Here is a 17,167-nt window from a genome sequence, read left to right on the forward strand (position 1 = left end):
ATGTCCGCGCCTTGGCGGGACGCCCCGTCGCGGTCACGCGTCGTCCGCTTCGCGGGTGGCGTGGTCCGTGAGCTGCCGGTTCACCTCGGCCGTCTGCTCGGTCAGGGCCCGCGCTCTCGCCTCGGCCCGGTCCGCCCGGGCGTTGATGCGGGCGATGTCCTCCTCGATGACCTTGAGGGCCAGCTCGGCCGCGGCGCCCGCCTCCCGCGGGGGCAGGTCCTCGGGGAGGTCCGCCAAGGCGCTCTTGACCGCCGGGATGCCGCCGCGGTCGTGGATCTCTTTCCAGAACTCGTAATCCATCGCGCCATCCTCGCCGACCGGCCGCGCGCCGCGCGAGGCGGTGCCGCCGCCGGGTCGGAGACGGCCCGGGCCGGACACGGCCTACGAAGCGGGGTCCGCGGGCGCGCTCACCCGGGGCGGCACGCTGAAGTCGAGGACGTCCTGTGCCGTCTGCTGGGTCTCCTCCGCGGCCTTGCGGGCCGTGGCGACGACGTCGCCGTGCTCCTGGACGAGGGTGTGGTAGATCGGCGCCTGGGTGGCGTCATTGGCCGGCATGACCTGCGGCTCCTTGTTCGGTGACAGCGTGGTTCGGGTCGGCCGAGTGAGCGGCCGACCCGCGACCTTACGCGAACTCGGTGCGTGAAGGGCACCCGCCCCCGATCATCAGTTCGGGGCTTGTGACCTCTTTCACAGGCAAGAGGGCCTGGTCAGGGGCAGTGGACGTCCCGGGCCGGCCGCTCCCCCGTGGCCAGGTAGCGGGAGACGATCCGGTCACCGCATGCGTTTCCGTTGGCGAGGTAGGCGTTGTGGCCGGTGGCGTTGACGGTCACCATGGTGGCCCGGCGGCCGAGCGCTTCGCGCAGTCTCAGGGCGCCGTCCAGCGGGGTGGCGACGTCGCGCTCGTTCTGGACGAGGAGGACGTTCGACGGGCCGCGGTCGGTGATCCGCACCGGCGCCTCCTTCGGCTCGAAGGGCCACGCGGCGCAGAGCATCGCGTTCCTGGTCATGCCGGCGGTCAGCGGATACGCGGCCCGGCTCTCGTCCACGCCCTTCTGGTAGGCGGCCGCCGAGGTGGGCCACGCGATGTCGTTGCAGAGGGTGCCCGCGCCGACCGCGGTGACGTTCTGGATCTGTCGCAGCGCCTCCTCGGACGGGGCCGGCGGCGCGGCCGGCACGGTGCCTTTCCGGGCGGCCAGGATGAGCTGGGCGAGTTCCGGGAAGCCGTCGGTGTCGTACAGCGCGTTCAGCATGGTCTGGCGCAGTACGTTGCCGTTCAGCTCCGCGGGGTTCGCGCCGGGCCAGGGGATCGGCTCGCGGTCCAGGCGCGCCGCCAGGCGCAGGAAGAGCGGGCGCACCTCGGCCGCCGTGGCGGCGAGGCGGGACGGATTGCCGGGCGCCGAGGCCCACTCGGCGAACTCGGGGAAGGTGTCCTCGACGCCCGCTTCATGCGCCGCGAGCCAGGCGCGGCCGACGCGCGCGGGGTCGGGGTCGTCGTTGCTGTCGAGGACGACGCGGTCGGTGCGGTGCGGGAACATCTGGCTGTAGACGGCGCCGACGTACGTGCCGTACGAGACGCCCCACGCGGAGAGTCTCCGCTCGCCGAGCGCGGCGCGGACGCGGTCGATGTCGCGGGCGTTGTTGGCGGTGCTGATGTGCTGGAGGAGTTCGCCGCCGTTGCGCGCGCAGGCGTCCGACGTGCGGTGGGCGGTGGCCATGTTCTCCGTGACGGAGCCGTCGGGGGCGGGCCAGGGCCGTAGCTTCGAGGGGGCCAGGTCGGCGAGGCCGAGGCCGCAGCTGACCGGGGTGGAGCGGCCGAGGCCGCGCGGGTCGAAGCCGATCAGGTCGTGCGCGTCCCGCACGCTCCGCGGCAGCTTCCGGCCCTTGCCGGAGGGGTCGTTCAGGCTGGAGCCGCCGGGCCCGCCGGGGATCAGGAGCAAGGCGCCGCGGCGGGCCGCGGGCTTCTCGGCGGGGATACGGGAGATCGCGATCCCGATCTTCTTGCCGCCGGGGTCGGCGTAGTCCATCGGTACGTCGAGGGTGGCGCACTCCTGCCGGGGGTCGAGCTCTCTTCCCTGGCACTTCGCCCAGTCGAGCGGTGGCGGCGTGGCGGTCGTCGACGCCGAGGCGGCGAGCGGAGCGGTGAGGGTGAGGACGGCCGCGGAGGCGGCGAGCAGGGCGGTGTTCCGCTTGATCTTCGTCACACGGACAGCTTCGCCCGGCCGTCACTGCCGTCACATCCTCCCAACGGGCCTATGTGGGCAAGGGTTTACCCCGACGGGGCACCTAGGGGGCGGGGGCGGCATGTGAGGGGTGGCCCCGCCGGGTACCCAGGGAGTGCGCAGCTCACGGTCAACGGTCAGGTGCCTGGACCGCCACACTCGCCCTCACTCCCCCATGGAGTTCATTCGCCACAGCTGATCCGCGTTGGCCGTGCGGTCCCACTGCTCCGCCTGGGCCGCGTCGTCCATGCTCCGGCCGCGAATGCCGAGGTACTTGCCGCTCCTGAGGTTCGCCAGCGTGTACGTTCCGGTTCCGGCCGGGGCCATCGCCCACGTGTGGAACTTGTAGCCGTCGCAGGAGAACTGGTTCGCGTTGGCGCCGTTGTCCAGGCTGCCGTTGCTGATCGCCAGGCATTTGCCGCTGTTGCCGTTGACCACGGCCACGTTGCCCTCACCCAGTTCGACGACCTGCCACCGCTGGTCGGCGCTGGCGGCGCAGGCGCGCTGGATCGCCCTTGCGCCGTCCGCGCCGCTCAGGTCGAGGATTCCGAGGCACTTCCCGCTGTTGACGTTGACGATCGTGGTGTCCCACTGACGGGGAGGCTGCCGCTGGAAGAAGACCGCACCGGCCTGCTGCTTGCAGTCCCACTGCCGCAGCGCCGCGCCGTCGGCGGTGGAGGACTCGGTGACCTCCAGGCACTTGGGCGTGGTGGACGTCATGGTCTGAAGCCCGACACCGTCACCGACCGGGACGATCCGGAAGCTCGCGCCGGGCCGACTGCCACAGCCCCCGAGCCGGATGGCGGCGCCGTTGTCCGGACTGGAGTCCGCCACTTCCACGCAGGCTCCGCTGTCGGCGCTGACGATGTTGACCGCGCCGCCGGCCGCGCCGGAGTACTGGAGGTGCCACCGCGCACCACGTTTGCCGAAGCAGCGTCCTTGGCGCACCGGCTGGCCGACTTCCGAGGCAGGGACCTCCACACACAGGGAGCTGTGCGCGTTGACGATGTTCACGATCTGCCCGGCGGAAGCGGACGCCGCGGGACCGGCGGCGGAGGCCTGCGACAGGGGCGCGAGCGCGCAGCCCAGTACGGTGCACAGGAGCACCAGCAGGGCACGGAGTGCCTTGCCCGAACCGAAGGACGCGTGCATGGCGGACTTCCTCCCTGTACGACCGGCACCGCACCGATGCCATGGTTCCCGGGGCCGCTGACACACAACTGACCCCGGGCAGGTCGCCGAGGAGGCGCGGGGCGCCTTGCGGATGATCCGCGGGGCGTACGAGGCGCTCGGGATGCGCCCGGCCCGCTACCGGCCCTCGCTGCCGGGGCCCGGCGGCGAGTACGTCGCCGATCCGAGAAGTGGCGACGCTTCACCGCCCTGCTCCCGGCCTGGCTCTCCCCCACCCAGGTGGTGGTCCTTCCGGTCTCCGAGGCTCAAGTGCGCCCGGATCGTACCCTGTCAAGTGGTCATCGGGGCGAAGGAGGCCGCCGACGGCCGTGTCGCACCGCGGCTGCGCGACGGGCGGCGCGTCGACGCCCTGCCGGCCGGCGAGGTCGTGGCCCGCGTCGGGGCGCTGGTCGCGGCGCACCGGGCCGAACTGCGGGACGAGGAGCCTCCGCCGTCCTGACGTGGCGGTGGCGGTGGCAAGGTGGGTGTCCCCGTACGCCGCGGCCATGGGGGCGCGCATCCGCCCCGTTGGCTGTCATGCCCACCTCACACATACAGGTCGCGTTAGAGCGGCCTCCGCCCGTGGAAACAAGTGTCCGACCCCCTTCCACTTCGGTCCGGCGCCGGGATAACCCTGGTGGGAGAAGACCCGACCCCCTCCCCCGCAGGAAGTGAGTCACACCGTGACCGACGACGCACCCGCCGCCCGGCCCCTGACCTCCGGTTGGTCCGTGGACGATCGCTGCACGAACTGCGACGTCGCCAGGCAGCTCGCGCCCGAGCTGATCCATGAGGTCGACGGCCGTTCCGAGGTCCTGCGCCAGCCGCGCGACGCGGCGGAGGAACGCCTGCTGTACGCCGCCGCGTTCGCCTGCCACACCCGCTCCATCCGGCCCGCCTCCGGCCGGCTGGAAGAGGAGCGGGACCCCTATCCCCTGCCCGTCGACGACGCGGTCCTGTTCTGCGGGCAGAACTCCACGCACACCGCGGGCGCCAATTCCTACCTCCTGCGGCGCCCTTCGGGGAGCCTGATGATGGTGGACACCCCGCGCTGGAGCGAGACGCTTGCCGCCCGGTACGAGGGGGTCGGGCCCGTCACCGACGTACTCCTCACCCACCGGGACCACGCCGCGCACGGCCGCCGGTACGCCGACCGCTTCCGGGCCCGGCTGTGGATCCACGAAGGCGACCTGGACGCCGCGCCCGACGCCGACCGCGTCCTGCGCGGCACCGACAGCGTCGAGATCGGCGACGGCGTCCTCGCCCATCCGCTGCCGGGCCACACGCGGGGCAGCGTGCTGTACGTCGCCGACGAGCGGTACTGCTTCAGCGGCGACAGTTTCTACTGGTCGCGTTCGACGGGTGACATCGAGGTGGCCGAGAGCGTCACCTGGTACTCCATCGAGGAGCTGGCGGCCTCGTTGGCCCGCACGGCCGAACGGCTGCGCTTCGAGTGGCTGCTGCCCGGACACGGCGACCGCAGGCACCTGCCCGCCGCCGAAATGGCGGACCGGATGCGTTCGTTGACCGCCCGTACGGCCACCCTGCGGCCACGCCCGGTGGACTTCACGGCCCTGCGCTGGTGACCCCGTGGCAACGCCGGCGCCCCCGTGACGAGTAGCGTCGCTCGCATGAAGACTGAACCGCAGAGGTACGAGATCCTGCTCGTCCCCGAGTTCACCGGGGACGGCAGGAGCACCAGCGACAGCCGCGGCGTCCTGCGTTCCGCCGTCGTGGTGGCCACCGGCGAGACCGGTGCCTCCGGCTACCCCCGGTACACGGGGGACGGCATGGAGGCCGACATCGACCCCGCGACCCGCGCCGTCGAGGCCCTGCTCGTCGACGGGGCCGAGCTGGACTACGGACTCTCCGTCCGGGTCGCGGACGCCCAGGACGGCTGAGCCCGCGGGCCGCTACCCGCGGGCTCGGTCACCGGGTGGCCCCCGGTCACCAGGTGGCGTGTCCCCTTACGAGCCCCCGGGGCGGCGTGCTGCGGCCCGCTGGGCGCGGCGCGACACCCGGCCGCCCCTCGCCGAGTTCACGCCGCCCGTGGTGACGGGTGACGCGCGCCGCCGACGGCAGATGCACCAGGCCGGCATCCGGCGGGACACCGAGCGTACCGAGCACGCCGGGACCGACGAGGAGTTCCTGCGCTCGCTCTCCCTGGAGCTGCGCGTCGAGCGCGCCGGTGACGAGGAGATCTGCCGCGTCGAGGAACTGACGCCGCGCACCAGCCAGATGAACGCGCCGGGGGTGCGCTACTCCGACCAGGCGCTGCGCGCGCTGATCGCGGACGAGGAGCACGAGGTGCCGGTGGCCTCGCTCACCGACCGCTTCGGCCCGCTCGGCGCGATCGGTGTGATCCTCCTGGAGCGGCGGCCGGACAGCCGGCACATCAAGCTGCTCGCCACCTGCTGCCGCGTGGTGTCCTCCGGCGTGGGGTCGGCGCTGCTGCGCTGGCCTCCGACGGGACGGCGCGGGCGGGCGTCCCGCCGACGGCCGGGTTTCCTGATCCGCCCGCGCGGCCCCGTCCGAGGGCTTGCTGAAGCCCGCGAAACGGTAGGCGACGTCCATCATGCGGTCGCGCTCGTTGCGCCGGAACCCTCCCACGCATCTGAAGGTCCTGGCGCTCCCGTCTGTTCGACCCCGCGCGCGAGCTGGTGGAGTGGACGCCGGCCTGATGGACGCACCGGGGCCCGCGCCACCGCTCACGCCGTGGCGCGGGTCACTCCGTGACCTCGGCCTCCACCGGCTTGGGGATGAGGAAGGACGTCGCGAAGGCCGCCGCGATGAGCGCGACCCCGGCGATCATGCCTGCCGTGTATCCGGCGGGTGACGTCTTGTCGGCCGGTGCGGCGGCGGTCTGCACGGCGTACAGGACGGCGAAGCTGAGACCGGCGCCGAGGTTGAAGGCGCCCGCGTTCAGACCGGGCAAAAAGCCCGGGTTCTCCTTCGGGGAGAGCACGATGCCGAGGCCGTTGAGGACGATGTTGCCCACGCCCGCGTAGGTGACGCCGATGAGGACCGACGCGGCCAGGAGCAGAAGCCGCGAGTCGGCGTGCAGCGTGAACAGCATCAGGGCCACCGTCACGGCCGAGCCGATCAGGCCGAGGCGCAGGATGCGGCCGTATCCGTACGTGGCGGCCAGGCGCCCGGCGATCGGGCCCATGGCGAGGCCCGCGAGGGCGTACGGCGTCAGGGTCCACCAGGCGGACTGCTCGGCGCCCATGCCGAACCCGGCCTGGGCGTCCTGGGCGAAGGCGGGGATCATGCCGTTCATCACGGCGAAGACGCCCGTCATGGTGAGGACGGTGGTGAGCAGCAGCGCCCAGGTGGAGCGCTGGCGCAGATGCCGGGTGGCGACCAGCGGGTGGCTGCTGCGGTCCTCGGTGCGCCAGAACAGGGCGAAGGCGACGGCCGCGACGACGAGCAGACCGGCGACCAGCGGCCAGTTCGCGGCGCCCAGCTTCCCCGCTTCGTTCAGGGCGATGAGGGCGGCGCCGACCGAGACGACCAGGAGCGTGACGCCGGGCCAGTCCATGCGGGTGTCCGCGCCGTCGGTGGTGTGGGCGGCCTTGGACTCCGGGGTGAGGGTGGCGACCAGGAGCGCGGCGAGGGCGGCCACGCCGGCCATCGCCCAGAACACCGACTGGAAGCCGTGGTGGTCGGCGAGGTAGCCGCCCGCCAGGGAGTCGACGCCCGCGATGCCGCCGTTGACGGCGGTGATGACGCCGAGGAGGGTGCCGTACTTCTTCGGCTCGTGGACTTCGTTGCGCAGCATGATCAGGCAGAGCGGCACGGTGGGTCCGGAGACGCCCTGGATGACGCGGCCGACGAAGAGCATGGGCACGCTCTCGGCGAGCGCGGCGACCACGCAGCCGACGACCATGAGCGCGAGCATTCCGGCGAGCACCTTGCGGCGTCCGACGAGGTCGCCGAGGCGCGGCAGGAAGAGCGAGAAGAGCGCGGCGGAGGTGAAGAAGGCGGTCTGGGTCAGGCCGACTTCGGCGGAGGTCGCCCCGAGGGAGTCCTCGATGTTCTTCAGGGCGGGGCTGAGCATGCTCGCGTTGAGCTGGAAGGCGAAGCACGCGGCGAGGAGGGCTGCGACCAGGACGCCGACGCGCACCGGGCGGGAGCCGCGGGTGGTGGTGGGAACGGTGGAGGCGTTCATGCGGGGACGTCACCGATCCGCTCCAGGGCGTCCACGATCAGGTCCCAGAAGCGCTGGTGGTCGAGGTCGACGGCGACCTGGGTGTGGCAGTCGTCGGGGGCGGGCGCGCGGAGGTCCGTCACGGTCATGCCGAGGGTGAGGGTGCCGGTCAGCTCGATGTCGACGGGGGCCTTGCGGACCGTCATGACGTCGGGGTCGATGACGTACGCGACCGCGCACGGGTCGTGCACGGGGGGCGCCGCGAAGCCCTGGGCCTCCAGGTACATGGTGCCGAAGAAGTCGAGAAGCTCGCCCACGAAGACGGCGGGCCCGGTGCCCACCTTCGCGATGCGCTCGACGACCTCGGGGGTGGCGAGCGCCTGGTGGGTCAGGTCGAGGCCGACCATGGTGACCGGCCAGCGCTCGTTGAAGACGATGTGCGCGGCCTCGGGGTCGATCTTGATGTTGAACTCGGCGACGGGGCTCCAGTTGCCCGTGTGGTAGCCGCCGCCCATCAGAACGACCTCGCGGACGCGCTCGACGATGCGGGGTTCCTTGCGGGCGGCCATGGCGATGTTGGTGAGGCCGGCGGTGGGGACGAGGGTGATCTCGCCGGGCTCGTGCGCCATGACCGTGTCGATGATCAGGTCGACGGCGTGGCGGTCGTCCAGGGCCAGGGTCGGCTCGGGCATGACGGGGCCGTCGATGCCGCTCTCGCCGTGGATCTCGGCCGCCGTCTCGATGGTGCGCACCAGGGGGCGGCCGCAGCCTGCCGCGAAAGGCACGCCGGTGATGTTCGCGATGCGGGCCACCGACAGGGCGTTGCGGGTGACCTTCTCCAAGGTCTGGTTGCCCACCACGGTGGTGACGGCGACCAGCTCCACATCCGGGTTGCCGTGCGCCAGGAGCATGGCGATCGCGTCGTCATGTCCCGGGTCGCAGTCCAGGATGATCTTTCGGGGCATCGCGGAACCTCTTTGTTCGGCTGAGCCGTCGCCGCGGGGCGAAGGCTCGGGAAAACGTTCTCCGAAGACTTTGTGCACAGTGGCGAATTATGTCAATGGCCGAAACCACACCCTGGCAAACTCGCCCGGAACGGACAGGCCCCGATGGGTCCCGGCAGGTCCCGACAGGTCCCGACAAGCCGCGGGCAGGCCACAACTGGCTGAAACCGACCCAAAACAAGGGTCTGGTTGTGACGAACACCCGCTGATAACGTTTGCCGAAATTTGGCTTCAGTCGAAGGGTGGGCGCGGCGTGGCCGACGTAACGCTGAGAGATGTGGCCCGGGCATCGGGCTGCTCCGTCGCCACGGTCTCGCGGGTCCTCGCGGGTACGCGCCCCGTCGGCGCCGAGACCGCCCGCCGGGTCCGCGAGGCCGCCGACGCGCTCGGCTACCGGCCCAATCACGCGGCCCGGGCGCTGCGCGGCCGCTCCACGGGCACGGTCGGCCTCGTCCTGCCGCAGATCACGAACCCCTTCTATCCCGCGCTGGTGCGGGAGTTGACGCACGCTCTGCACGCCGACGCGCGTGCCGTGCTGCTCGCCGACTGCGACGACGATCCGGCGGCCGAGGCGGAGTACGTGGCCGACCTGCTGAGCCGGCAGGTAGACGCGCTTCTGGTGATCCCGGCGCACGAGGACCGCAGCCGGGAGGCGGTGGCCGCCGCCGCCGCCCGGGTGCCGCTCGTCCTGATGGACCGCGGGTGCGGGCCCGGCGTCGCGGACTCCGTCGCCGTCGACAACACCGCGGGCATGGCCCTCGTCCTCGATCATCTGGCCGCCACCGGGCGCCGCCGCGTCTGCTTCATCGGGGCGGCCGGGACGGCCTCGGCCGCCGCCGAGCGGCGTGTGGCCTACGCGGCAGGGGCGGGCGCGCTCGATCCCGGCGCCCCGGAGCGGGTGGCCCTCGGCGACTTCTCCGTGGAGTGGGGGCGGGCCGCGGTCGACGAGGTGTGGGGCGCCCGTCCCGACGCCCTGGTCTGCGCCAACGACCTCATCGCGATCGGGGCGCTGCAGCGGCTCCAGCAACTCGGCGTGGGCGTGCCGGGCGAGGTGGCCGTCACCGGCTTCGACGACATCCCGATGGCGGCGCTCTCCGCGCCGGGCGTCACCACGGTCCGCCAGCCGGTCCCCGAGCTGGCCGCCGAAGCGGCGCGCCTGCTGGACCTACGCCTGTCCGGCGACGAAGCCGGTCCCCAGCGGGCGATACGGCTCGCGCCGACACTCGTCGTACGCGAGTCGAGCGCCCCACGCCGCGCGGGCGTCCCGCTCCAGGGAGAGCGGGACGAGGCGGAGCAGGTCACCTAGAGAGGCGGACGGCGCATCCCCGGGATGGAGCAGGAGCGGGACAACCCCGCGCGGGGCCCCAACTCATGCCTGCCGCCGATGCCCGCCGCCGATGCCCGCGGCGAGCGCTCCAGGAAGGCGGACGGCGCTCCAGGGGCCGTGCCCATCCTTTCGTCGGGGGTGGGCCCCCCGGCGCGGTGATGTCGTCTCGCGCCGGGGGAACCGCCGACGACTACGGGGGACGCCGTAGCCCACGCCCCCTGGCGGACGCCGTGCCTCCGCCCCCGAAGGCGCCGATCAGCGTGTTACCTGCCACGTGAGCGTGTCCGTCAGCAGGGAGCGCAGCTCCGGGTCGCGGACCGCGTCGGTCGGGTCGGTGGCGCGGACCGAGAGCGTGTGCGTACGTCCGTCGGCGGGGACGCCGAGGGCGCGTGGGCTCACCACGGTGTCGCCCCTGGCCCGCCTGACCTCGCGGCCGTCGACGGACCAGCGCAGCCGGACGCCCCGCGCCACCCGCACGCCCACCTTCGCGTCGCGCCGCACCGCGCGGTCCGTGGGCGTGACGGCGGTGACGACGGACGCGTGCCGGTGGAAACCGGCGATCATGGCCTCGCGCCCGGGCAGGTTGAACTCCCGGCCGAGCGTACGCATGATCGAGTTGGCGGTGGGCCGGTAGAGACCGCGCGGGTAGTAGCCGCCGCCCTCGTACGCGCCGACGGTGCCGCCGTCCGGCGAGGTCCGGCCGATCCACCGGTACCACTTCTTCTTCTGGGCGGTCAGCTGGGCGGCCGTGAGCTTGCTGGTGTTCGTCTCCCAGGGCTCGGCACCGGTGTAGGTGCCGTACTCGTCGTACCAGTATTCGTCGGCCAGCTTGCCCAGCGAGTGGCCCGTCTCGTGGACGACGACCTGGTCGGACTGGGCGTTGTCGGAGGAGGCGGTCGCGATGCCGTCGTAGCCGGACGGCGAGGTGATGTCGTTGTAGCCCGCGCCGCCGTACTTGGTGGAGTTGGCGAGGACGATGACGAGGTCGGGGTCCGCGGCCTTCTTCGCGTACGACTCGACCTTGTTGGTGTCCACGCACAGCAGACGCTCGATGCCGTCGCAGAAGAAGGCCGAACCGAGCGCGGTGTCCTTGACGGTGCCGCTCACCGGGTCGCCGGAGACGCCGGACTGCCGGGACACCGCGTCGACGGCCCAGACGTTGAAGAGGCTCTTGTACGAGGCGTACGGCTCGACGGCGGCTACCTTCGCCCACTTGGCGCGCGCGTCGGCGTGGAAGTCCCCCTGCTGGGACGCGGTGTAGCCGTCGCCGATGAAGACGACGTCGAGCTTGGAGGCGGTGGGCCCGGCCTGCACGATCGGGACGACGTCTCCGTCCGCCTTGATCGTGGCGCGGTCCTTCGCGGTGAGCGGCTCGGCCGCCGGGACCTCGGTGTGCCGCGGATGGCCTCCGGTGCCGGTGAAGTACTCGACGCTCTGGGTCCGGGTCCGCCGGTCCGGGTCCGGGCCCGCCGCCGTGGCCGTGCCGGCCGGGGCGGTGGCGGCGAGCCCCGCGGTGAGGGCGATCCCGGTGGCGAGGGCGGCGCGCAGCGGCGTGCGTCTGACCCTGCCGGGTATTCGGTGCGTGGGGGGCATGGGCGTCCTTCCGAAGTACGCGATGCACGCGATGCATGCGATGCACGCGATATAAATGGCGTGTTAAGCGGGGTTAAGGCGCGGCTCAACGTAGAGGCTCCTGGGGCTCCAGGCAATGGCTGTGCGTCAAGTCGCCTGTGAGACGGGCGTGTTCGTCGCCGCAGCCGCGTACGTCGCCGCAGCCGCGTTCACTCCGCCCTGAGCCCCGGGCGCGACGCAGGGAGAGGCCAGTAGTGGCGACGCAGAACAGTTCCGACGGCGTACAGTCCGACGACCCGGCCGAGATCGGGCGGCGCGTCCTGCGTCTGCGCCGCGAACGCGGGCTCACCCAGCGACAGTTGGCCGAGCCCGCCTACACGCCCGCGTACGTCTCCACCCTCGAATCGGGCAAGGTGCGCCCCTCCGAGGCCGCGCTGCGCCACCTCGCCGAGCGCCTCGGCGTCAGTCACGAGGAGCTGGCCACGGGCCGCCCCGCCGAGCTGGCCGCCGGGCTGCGGCTTCGGCTGACCGACGCCCGGCGCGCCCTCGCCACCGGCGCCCCCGAGGACGCGGCCAGGCTCTTTCGCGCCCTGCACGAGGAAGCCGTCGCGCATACGCTCGCCGAGGAGCAGGCGGCCGCGCTGCTCGGCCTCGGCGACTGTCTGCTGGAGTCGGGTGAACTCACAGGCGCCCGCGACTGTTTCGCCGCCGTCGAGCGGCTGCTCGCCGACGAGCCGCTGCCGCGGCGGGTCCCGGCCATCCGGGGCCGGGCCACCGCCCATCTGCTCACCGGCGAGCTGCGGTACGCCTGTTACCTCCTGGAGAGCACCCTCGACGAGCTCGACGCCGCGGACCTGCACGACCCGGAGTCACTGCTGCTCCTCTACACGGCGTCCATCGCGCCCTACATGGACATGGGCGCGCACGCCCGTGCGGCGCACGCCGCCGAGCTGGCGCTCGCGCTCGCCCCGCGTGTGAACGATCCGGCGCTGGTCGCGGGCATGCACCGCGGAGTCGCCCGCACGCTCATCGCCGAGGGCCGCATCGCGGAGGCGGACGCGTCGCTCGCCAAGGCCCAGGAGCTCTACCGCCAGCTGCACATCCGCACCGAACTCGCGCACTGCCACTGGATGCGCGGCTACGTACACGCCCAGGACGGCGACCTGGAGCACGCCGAGAGCGAGCTGCGTACGGCCCGCTCCATCCTCGCCTCCAAGCGGGCCGCGCTCTTCACCGAGCAGGTCGAGGTGGAGCTGGCGGACGTACTGCGGCGGCGCGGCAGGACCGCCGAGGCGGAGGCCCTGCTGCGGCCCCTGCTGACCTCCGGGCCCCCGCCGGCCTCCGGACCTCTGCCGGCCTCCGGCGGCGAAGCAGGCGGCGCGGGCGGCGCGGACGGCGCGGACGACGGTGCGAGCGGCGCGGGCGGCGCGGATGGCGCGGGCGGCGCGGGCGGCGCGGACGACGCGGGTGAGGGCACGGGGGCGCTCGGGGCCGGGCGGGGCGCGGTGCATGCGGGCGGCGCGCACCGGCTGCTCGGGCTCATCGCCGAGGAGCGGGGTGACACGGAGGGCGCCGAGGAGCACTACTGCGCGGCGCTGTCCCTGCTCGAACGGTCGAGCGCCGCGGGGGACCTCGCGGACCTCTGCCGTCTCCTCGGGGATCTGCTGCGCCGCACGGGACGGGTGGAGGCGGCCATGGACGCGTACCGGACGGGGCTCGGCCACCGGGCCGCGCCCGGCACGACCACGCTCGGGCCCGCGCCCGCCACTCCTCCGATGTGATGCGGCCCCGCGTCCGACCCGCGTCCCTCCCGCGTCCACCCCTCCCCTGCATCGAAGGATGTAGCCCCATTTCATCCGCGGCTACGACTCCAGTGATCGCGACGGCTCCGACGATGGGAGGAAACACGCCTGTTGCGACGGGTGTCCCGCGAGGAGACAGACATGACAGGTCTTCACCCCACTTCCCCGGCGCCTCACTCACCGGAGCGCTGGGACGCGCGCTGGCCGGCGGCCTCGTCATGGGTTCGGCGCTGGGCGCCGGCACCGAGCTGGGCCCGGTGGTGGCCGACGCCCTCGGGGCGAGCGGCTTCGTGGCGCGACTGGTTCCGGCCGTGCTGGTCAGCGCGGTGGCCGTGCCGCTGGTGGTGCTCGCGCTGCGCCGCCGGGGCGGCTCGCTGAGGGACCTGGGGTTCGGCGGGGCGGGCGAGAATCCGCGGGCCCTTCTCTTCGGGGCCGCGGTGGTCGTGGGATCCGCGGCGCTCGTGCTGGGCGCGGGGACGGCCGCCGGGGTGCTGCGGTGGTCGCGGCCCGATCCATGGACGCTCACCGGGTACGTGGTGACGAACGCCGTGGTCGCGCTGCTTCTGGAGGCCCTGCCGGAGGAGACGACGCTGCGCGGCTACGCGTGGACGTCGCTGCGGGGGCGCTTCGGCGGCCTCGGCGCGGCGCTGGGCACGACGGCCGTGTTCCTGGTCGTGCCCGGCGTCTCGACGGTGGTGGGGGCGGCGACCGCACACCTCGTCGGCCGCGAGGCCGGGCCCGTCGGGCTCGCGCCGGGCGGGCAGGATCCGGTCGGCTATCTGGTCCTGCTGACGGTGTTCGGCTTGACGCTCGTCTCCGCCCGCACGGCGGTGCGGCGCGCCCCGCTGTGCGTCGGCATCGGCGCCCATCTGGCGTTCCTGACCGTCAACCGGGTCGTGTACGAAGGCGACCGGCGCGGGGCGGGCTGGCACGCGGAGCCGTCGTCGCCGGGACTGGAACTCCTCGTACCCCTCTACCTGTTGGTGGCCATGGCGGTGTTCGCGCTGTGGCGTCGGGCAGGGCGAGGGCAGAATCCGGCCGCACCGCGAGGCCGGCGAGTCCTGGACCGGGCGCCGGGCCCACCGCACAGGCAGAGAACGCCATGAGTCGGCCGCGGCGACCGTTCCTGGACAACGGCGGTGGCGAAGGCGCGCCATTCGTGGACGTCGGCGGCGACAGGGCGCACCATGGCGGGGCAGACAGCCGGCCCGCGTTTCCCGGCACCCGAGACAGCCCAGGCCGAGCGCCTGGGAAGGGAGCGGCCCCTTGGCCTCCTCAGCGCCCCCGCCCGAGCCCCAGTCCACCTTCCGTACCCTCCCCTCCACCGCCGAGGTCGTGATCGTCGGCGGCGGGGTGATGGGCGCGAGCATCGCCTTCCATCTCGCCGAAGCGGGCGTACGGGACATCGTCGTCGTCGAGCGCTCCACGCTGGGCCGCGGCAGTTCGGGCAAGCCGATCGGCGGAGTGCGGGCGCAGTTCTCCGATCCGCTCAACATCGAGCTGGGCCACCGGAGCCTGCGCGCCTTCCAGGACTTCCCGCGCCGCCCCGGCGCCGCCATCGGGCTCGACACCGTCGGCTATCTGTTCCTGCTGACCAGCCCGCCGCAGGTGGCGGAGTTCGAGACCGCCGTACGCGTCCAGAACGGACTCGGCGTCCCCAGCCGCATGATCGGCCCCGCGGAGGCCCAGGCGCTCTGCCCTTACCTCAGCACCGAAGGGCTGCTCGCCGCCGCCTACTCCCCCGACGACGGCCACGCGCGTCCCGCCCTCGTCGTCCAGGGGTACGCGCGCGCCGCGGCCCGGTCCGGTGTCGTCTTCGCGACGCACACCGCCGTCACCGGCATGGACACGGCCGGGGACCGCGTCACGGCCGTGCACACGGACCGCGGCCGGATCTCCTGCGCGACGGTCGTGTGCGCCGCGGGCGCCTGGTCGGCGCGGATCGGCTCCATGGCGGGCGTCGAGCTGCCGGTGCGCCCGCTGAAGCGTCAACTCGCCTTCACCGCACCGCTCGTGCCCGCCCCACCGCGCACCCCCTTCACCATCGACTTCTCGTCGTCGGCGTACTTCCACAACAGCGACGACGGGCTGCTGATCGGCCTCGCCGATCCCCGCCAGGCGGAGGGCTTCGACACCACGTGGACGCCGGAGTGGCTCGACCTGTTCCGCGCGGCCGTGCGGCGACGGGCGCCCGCGCTCGCCGGCATGGAGGCGATCGGCGGCTGGGCGGGTCTGTACGAGGTCACGCCGGACCACAACGCGCTGATCGGCCGCTCCGCCACCGTCCCCAACTTCCTGTACGCGACCGGGTTCTCCGGGCACGGGTTCCTGCAGGCCCCCGCCGTGGGCGAGATCGTCCGCGATCTGCACCTGGGGCGCCGGCCGTACGTCGATGTCACCCCGCTCGGCGCGGACCGCTTCCACGCCGGATACGAGAGCCGCCCCGAGGCCCATGTGGTGTGAAGGCCCGCCGCAAGAGGCGCGGGCCCGTACCGGAAGGACGACTTGCCGATGATCGCCCAGTGGCGGCTGCGTGCCGCGTTCGCCGCGCGGCTCTCCCGAATGTACGGGCGTGAAGTCCCGGCGTACACCACGCTCGTGGACGTCTCCCACGAGGTCAACGAGGACGTCCTGCGCGCACGGGGAGCCGACGCCGAGCGCCTGGGCTCCATCGGCCGGGTCACCGCCGAACGGCACGGCGCCATCCGGGTCGGCACCCCCGAGGAGCTGCGGCAGGTCGCCCGCGTCTTCGGCGCGCTCGGCATGCGCCCCGTCGGCTTCTACGACCTGCGCGACACCGCGGGCGGCGCGCTGCCCGTCGTATCGACCGCGTTCCGGCCGGTGACCGAGGACGAGCTGGACCGCAATCCGTTCCGGGTCTTCACCTCCATGCTCACCGTCTCCGATCCCCGCTTCTTCGACGCGGACCTGCGCTCGCGGCTGACGGCGTTCCTCGCCGGGCGTGAGCTGTTCGCGCCGGAGCTGCTGGCCCTGGCCGACCGGGCCGAGGCCGAGCGGGAGCTGCCCGAGGCGGACGCCGAGCGCTTCCTCGCTCTGGCCGTGCGGGCGTTCGAGTTGTCGGCGGAACCCATCGACCGGGACTGGTACGCCGCCCTGGAGCGGGTCTCCGCCGTCGCCGCGGACATCGGCGGCGTACGCAGCACCCACATCAACCACCTCACCCCGCGCGTCCTGGACATCGACGAGCTGTACCGGCGGATGACCGAGCGCGGCGTCGAGATGATCGACACCATCCAGGGGCCGCCCCGCTGGGAGGGTCCTGACGTCCTGCTGCGCCAGACGTCCTTCCGGGCGCTCGCCGAACCGCGGGCCCTGCGCGCCGCGGACGGCACCGTGACCCGCGGCGCGCTGCGGGTGCGCTTCGGCGAGGTCGAGGCCCGCGGCATCGCGCTGACCCGCGAGGGCCGCGCCCTGTACGACCGGCTGCTCGGCCTCGTCGACGAGCGGACCGCGGGCCGGCCGCCCGCCGAGCGGGGTGACATCGCCCGCGCCGTGTGGGCGGAGCACCTGCCGCCGACGGAACAGGGGTTGGCCGAGCGCGGGCTCGGCTTCTTCACGTACCACGTGGTTCCCGGCACCCGCCCCAGGGACAGCCGTCCGCCCTCCGGCATCGGCGCGCTCCTGCGGGACGGCCGGGTGCGGGCCGAGCCGATCGTGTACGAGGACTTCCTGCCCCGCTCCGCCGCCGGGATCTTCCAGTCGAACCTGAGCGACACCGGGTCCAGGGACGGCGCCCAGGAGGGCAGCGCGTACGACGCCGAACGGCTCTCCGGCGCCATGGACCGGGAGGTGCTCGACCCCTTCACGCTGTACGAGCGGCAGCGCGACCGCTCCCTGGCCCGTGTCGCCCGCGAGCTGCACCTCACCGCCGTGCCCCGCTGAGCACGTGTCGGCGCTGCTCC

15 protein-coding genes and 1 pseudogene are annotated in these 17,167 nt (G+C 73.3%); 9 read left to right on the top strand and 7 right to left on the bottom strand.

Annotation, left to right across the window (positions count from 1 at the left end; genetic code table 11):
• Window positions 1-33 precede the first annotated feature (33 nt).
• The 4 genes from ACWDZ7_RS35355 to ACWDZ7_RS35370 form a co-directional block, all read right to left on the bottom strand.
• A complete protein-coding gene (locus tag ACWDZ7_RS35355) occupies window positions 34-300 on the bottom strand; it encodes a hypothetical protein (RefSeq protein ID WP_451802794.1) in 267 nt (88 codons plus the stop codon).
• An 81-nt stretch (window positions 301-381) separates the two neighbouring features.
• Window positions 382-555 (bottom strand): hypothetical protein, encoded by a 174-nt coding sequence (locus ACWDZ7_RS35360; protein ID WP_451802796.1) that lies wholly within the window; start codon window positions 553-555, stop codon window positions 382-384.
• Window positions 556-707: 152 nt separating this feature from the next.
• Window positions 708-2,201, bottom strand: a complete 1,494-nt coding sequence (locus ACWDZ7_RS35365) for an alpha/beta hydrolase (RefSeq protein WP_451802798.1) — start codon at window positions 2,199-2,201, stop codon at window positions 708-710.
• A gap of 183 nt (window positions 2,202-2,384) precedes the next feature.
• A complete protein-coding gene (locus ACWDZ7_RS35370) occupies window positions 2,385-3,371 on the bottom strand; it encodes an RICIN domain-containing protein (RefSeq protein ID WP_451802799.1) in 987 nt (328 codons plus the stop codon).
• A 79-nt stretch (window positions 3,372-3,450) separates the two neighbouring features.
• Here ACWDZ7_RS35370 and ACWDZ7_RS35375 point away from each other — a divergent pair.
• The 4 genes and pseudogenes from ACWDZ7_RS35375 to ACWDZ7_RS35390 form a co-directional block, all read left to right on the top strand.
• Window positions 3,451-3,849 (top strand): annotated as a pseudogene (locus tag ACWDZ7_RS35375) (hypothetical protein); the annotation flags it as partial.
• A gap of 223 nt (window positions 3,850-4,072) precedes the next feature.
• Window positions 4,073-4,975 carry an MBL fold metallo-hydrolase gene (locus ACWDZ7_RS35380; protein WP_451802800.1) on the top strand — a complete coding sequence of 301 codons (903 nt, stop codon included), beginning with the start codon at window positions 4,073-4,075 and terminating at the stop codon, window positions 4,973-4,975.
• Between the two features lie 45 nt (window positions 4,976-5,020).
• Window positions 5,021-5,290, top strand: coding sequence for a hypothetical protein (locus tag ACWDZ7_RS35385; protein ID WP_451802801.1), 270 nt, complete (start codon window positions 5,021-5,023; stop codon window positions 5,288-5,290).
• 58 nt (window positions 5,291-5,348) lie between these two features.
• Window positions 5,349-6,125: a hypothetical protein gene (locus ACWDZ7_RS35390; RefSeq protein ID WP_451802802.1), complete on the top strand. Its 777-nt coding sequence runs from the start codon at window positions 5,349-5,351 to the stop codon at window positions 6,123-6,125.
• Here the strand turns inward: ACWDZ7_RS35390 and uriT are convergent.
• Window positions 6,115-7,560 (bottom strand): uridine transporter UriT, encoded by a 1,446-nt coding sequence (gene uriT, locus ACWDZ7_RS35395; protein ID WP_451802804.1) that lies wholly within the window; start codon window positions 7,558-7,560, stop codon window positions 6,115-6,117. The genes ACWDZ7_RS35390 and uriT overlap by 11 nt on opposite strands.
• The gene (gene uriH, locus ACWDZ7_RS35400) at window positions 7,557-8,504 is read right to left on the bottom strand and encodes a uridine-preferring nucleoside hydrolase UriH (RefSeq protein WP_451802805.1); all 948 of its coding nucleotides are present in this window, start codon (window positions 8,502-8,504) and stop codon (window positions 7,557-7,559) included. The genes uriT and uriH overlap by 4 nt, the downstream gene beginning before the upstream one ends.
• 292 nt (window positions 8,505-8,796) lie before the next feature.
• Here uriH and ACWDZ7_RS35405 point away from each other — a divergent pair, with 292 nt between their 5' ends.
• Complete coding sequence (locus ACWDZ7_RS35405; protein WP_451802807.1) at window positions 8,797-9,849, top strand: LacI family DNA-binding transcriptional regulator; 1,053 nt, start codon at window positions 8,797-8,799, stop codon at window positions 9,847-9,849.
• 276 nt (window positions 9,850-10,125) lie between these two features.
• On the opposite strand, the gene ACWDZ7_RS35410 is transcribed toward ACWDZ7_RS35405, so the two are convergent.
• Window positions 10,126-11,463 carry a M64 family metallopeptidase gene (locus ACWDZ7_RS35410; RefSeq protein ID WP_451802809.1) on the bottom strand — a complete coding sequence of 446 codons (1,338 nt, stop codon included), beginning with the start codon at window positions 11,461-11,463 and terminating at the stop codon, window positions 10,126-10,128.
• Between the two features lie 233 nt (window positions 11,464-11,696).
• On the opposite strand from ACWDZ7_RS35410, the gene ACWDZ7_RS35415 reads away from it, so the two are divergent.
• From ACWDZ7_RS35415 to hglS, 4 genes are all read left to right on the top strand, one after another.
• Entirely contained in the window at window positions 11,697-13,223 is a 1,527-nt protein-coding gene (locus tag ACWDZ7_RS35415; protein WP_451802810.1) for a helix-turn-helix domain-containing protein, read from the top strand.
• Between the two features lie 239 nt (window positions 13,224-13,462).
• Entirely contained in the window at window positions 13,463-14,350 is an 888-nt protein-coding gene (locus ACWDZ7_RS35420; RefSeq protein WP_451802812.1) for a CPBP family glutamic-type intramembrane protease, read from the top strand.
• A gap of 160 nt (window positions 14,351-14,510) precedes the next feature.
• Entirely contained in the window at window positions 14,511-15,707 is a 1,197-nt protein-coding gene (locus tag ACWDZ7_RS35425; protein WP_451802813.1) for an NAD(P)/FAD-dependent oxidoreductase, read from the top strand.
• A 48-nt stretch (window positions 15,708-15,755) separates the two neighbouring features.
• Entirely contained in the window at window positions 15,756-17,147 is a 1,392-nt protein-coding gene (hglS, locus tag ACWDZ7_RS35430) for a 2-oxoadipate dioxygenase/decarboxylase (protein WP_451802815.1), read from the top strand.
• Window positions 17,148-17,167: the final 20 nt, after the last annotated feature.

This window comes from Streptomyces sp. NPDC003032 (genome assembly GCF_053591415.1).

Excerpts from the sequence above, each read along its gene's own strand:
- ACWDZ7_RS35385 (WP_451802801.1), top strand. The coding sequence starts at position 5,021 with ATGAAGACTGAACCGCAGAGGTACGAGATCCTGCTCGTCCCCGAGTTC.
- ACWDZ7_RS35355 (WP_451802794.1), bottom strand. The coding sequence starts at position 300 with ATGGATTACGAGTTCTGGAAAGAGATCCACGACCGCGGCGGCATCCCG.
- ACWDZ7_RS35410 (WP_451802809.1), bottom strand. The coding sequence starts at position 11,463 with ATGCCCCCCACGCACCGAATACCCGGCAGGGTCAGACGCACGCCGCTG.
- ACWDZ7_RS35360 (WP_451802796.1), bottom strand. The coding sequence starts at position 555 with ATGCCGGCCAATGACGCCACCCAGGCGCCGATCTACCACACCCTCGTC.
- ACWDZ7_RS35370 (WP_451802799.1), bottom strand. The coding sequence starts at position 3,371 with ATGCACGCGTCCTTCGGTTCGGGCAAGGCACTCCGTGCCCTGCTGGTG.
- uriH (WP_451802805.1), bottom strand. The coding sequence starts at position 8,504 with ATGCCCCGAAAGATCATCCTGGACTGCGACCCGGGACATGACGACGCG.
- hglS (WP_451802815.1), top strand. The coding sequence starts at position 15,756 with ATGATCGCCCAGTGGCGGCTGCGTGCCGCGTTCGCCGCGCGGCTCTCC.
- uriT (WP_451802804.1), bottom strand. The coding sequence starts at position 7,560 with ATGAACGCCTCCACCGTTCCCACCACCACCCGCGGCTCCCGCCCGGTG.
- ACWDZ7_RS35420 (WP_451802812.1), top strand. The coding sequence starts at position 13,463 with ATGGGTTCGGCGCTGGGCGCCGGCACCGAGCTGGGCCCGGTGGTGGCC.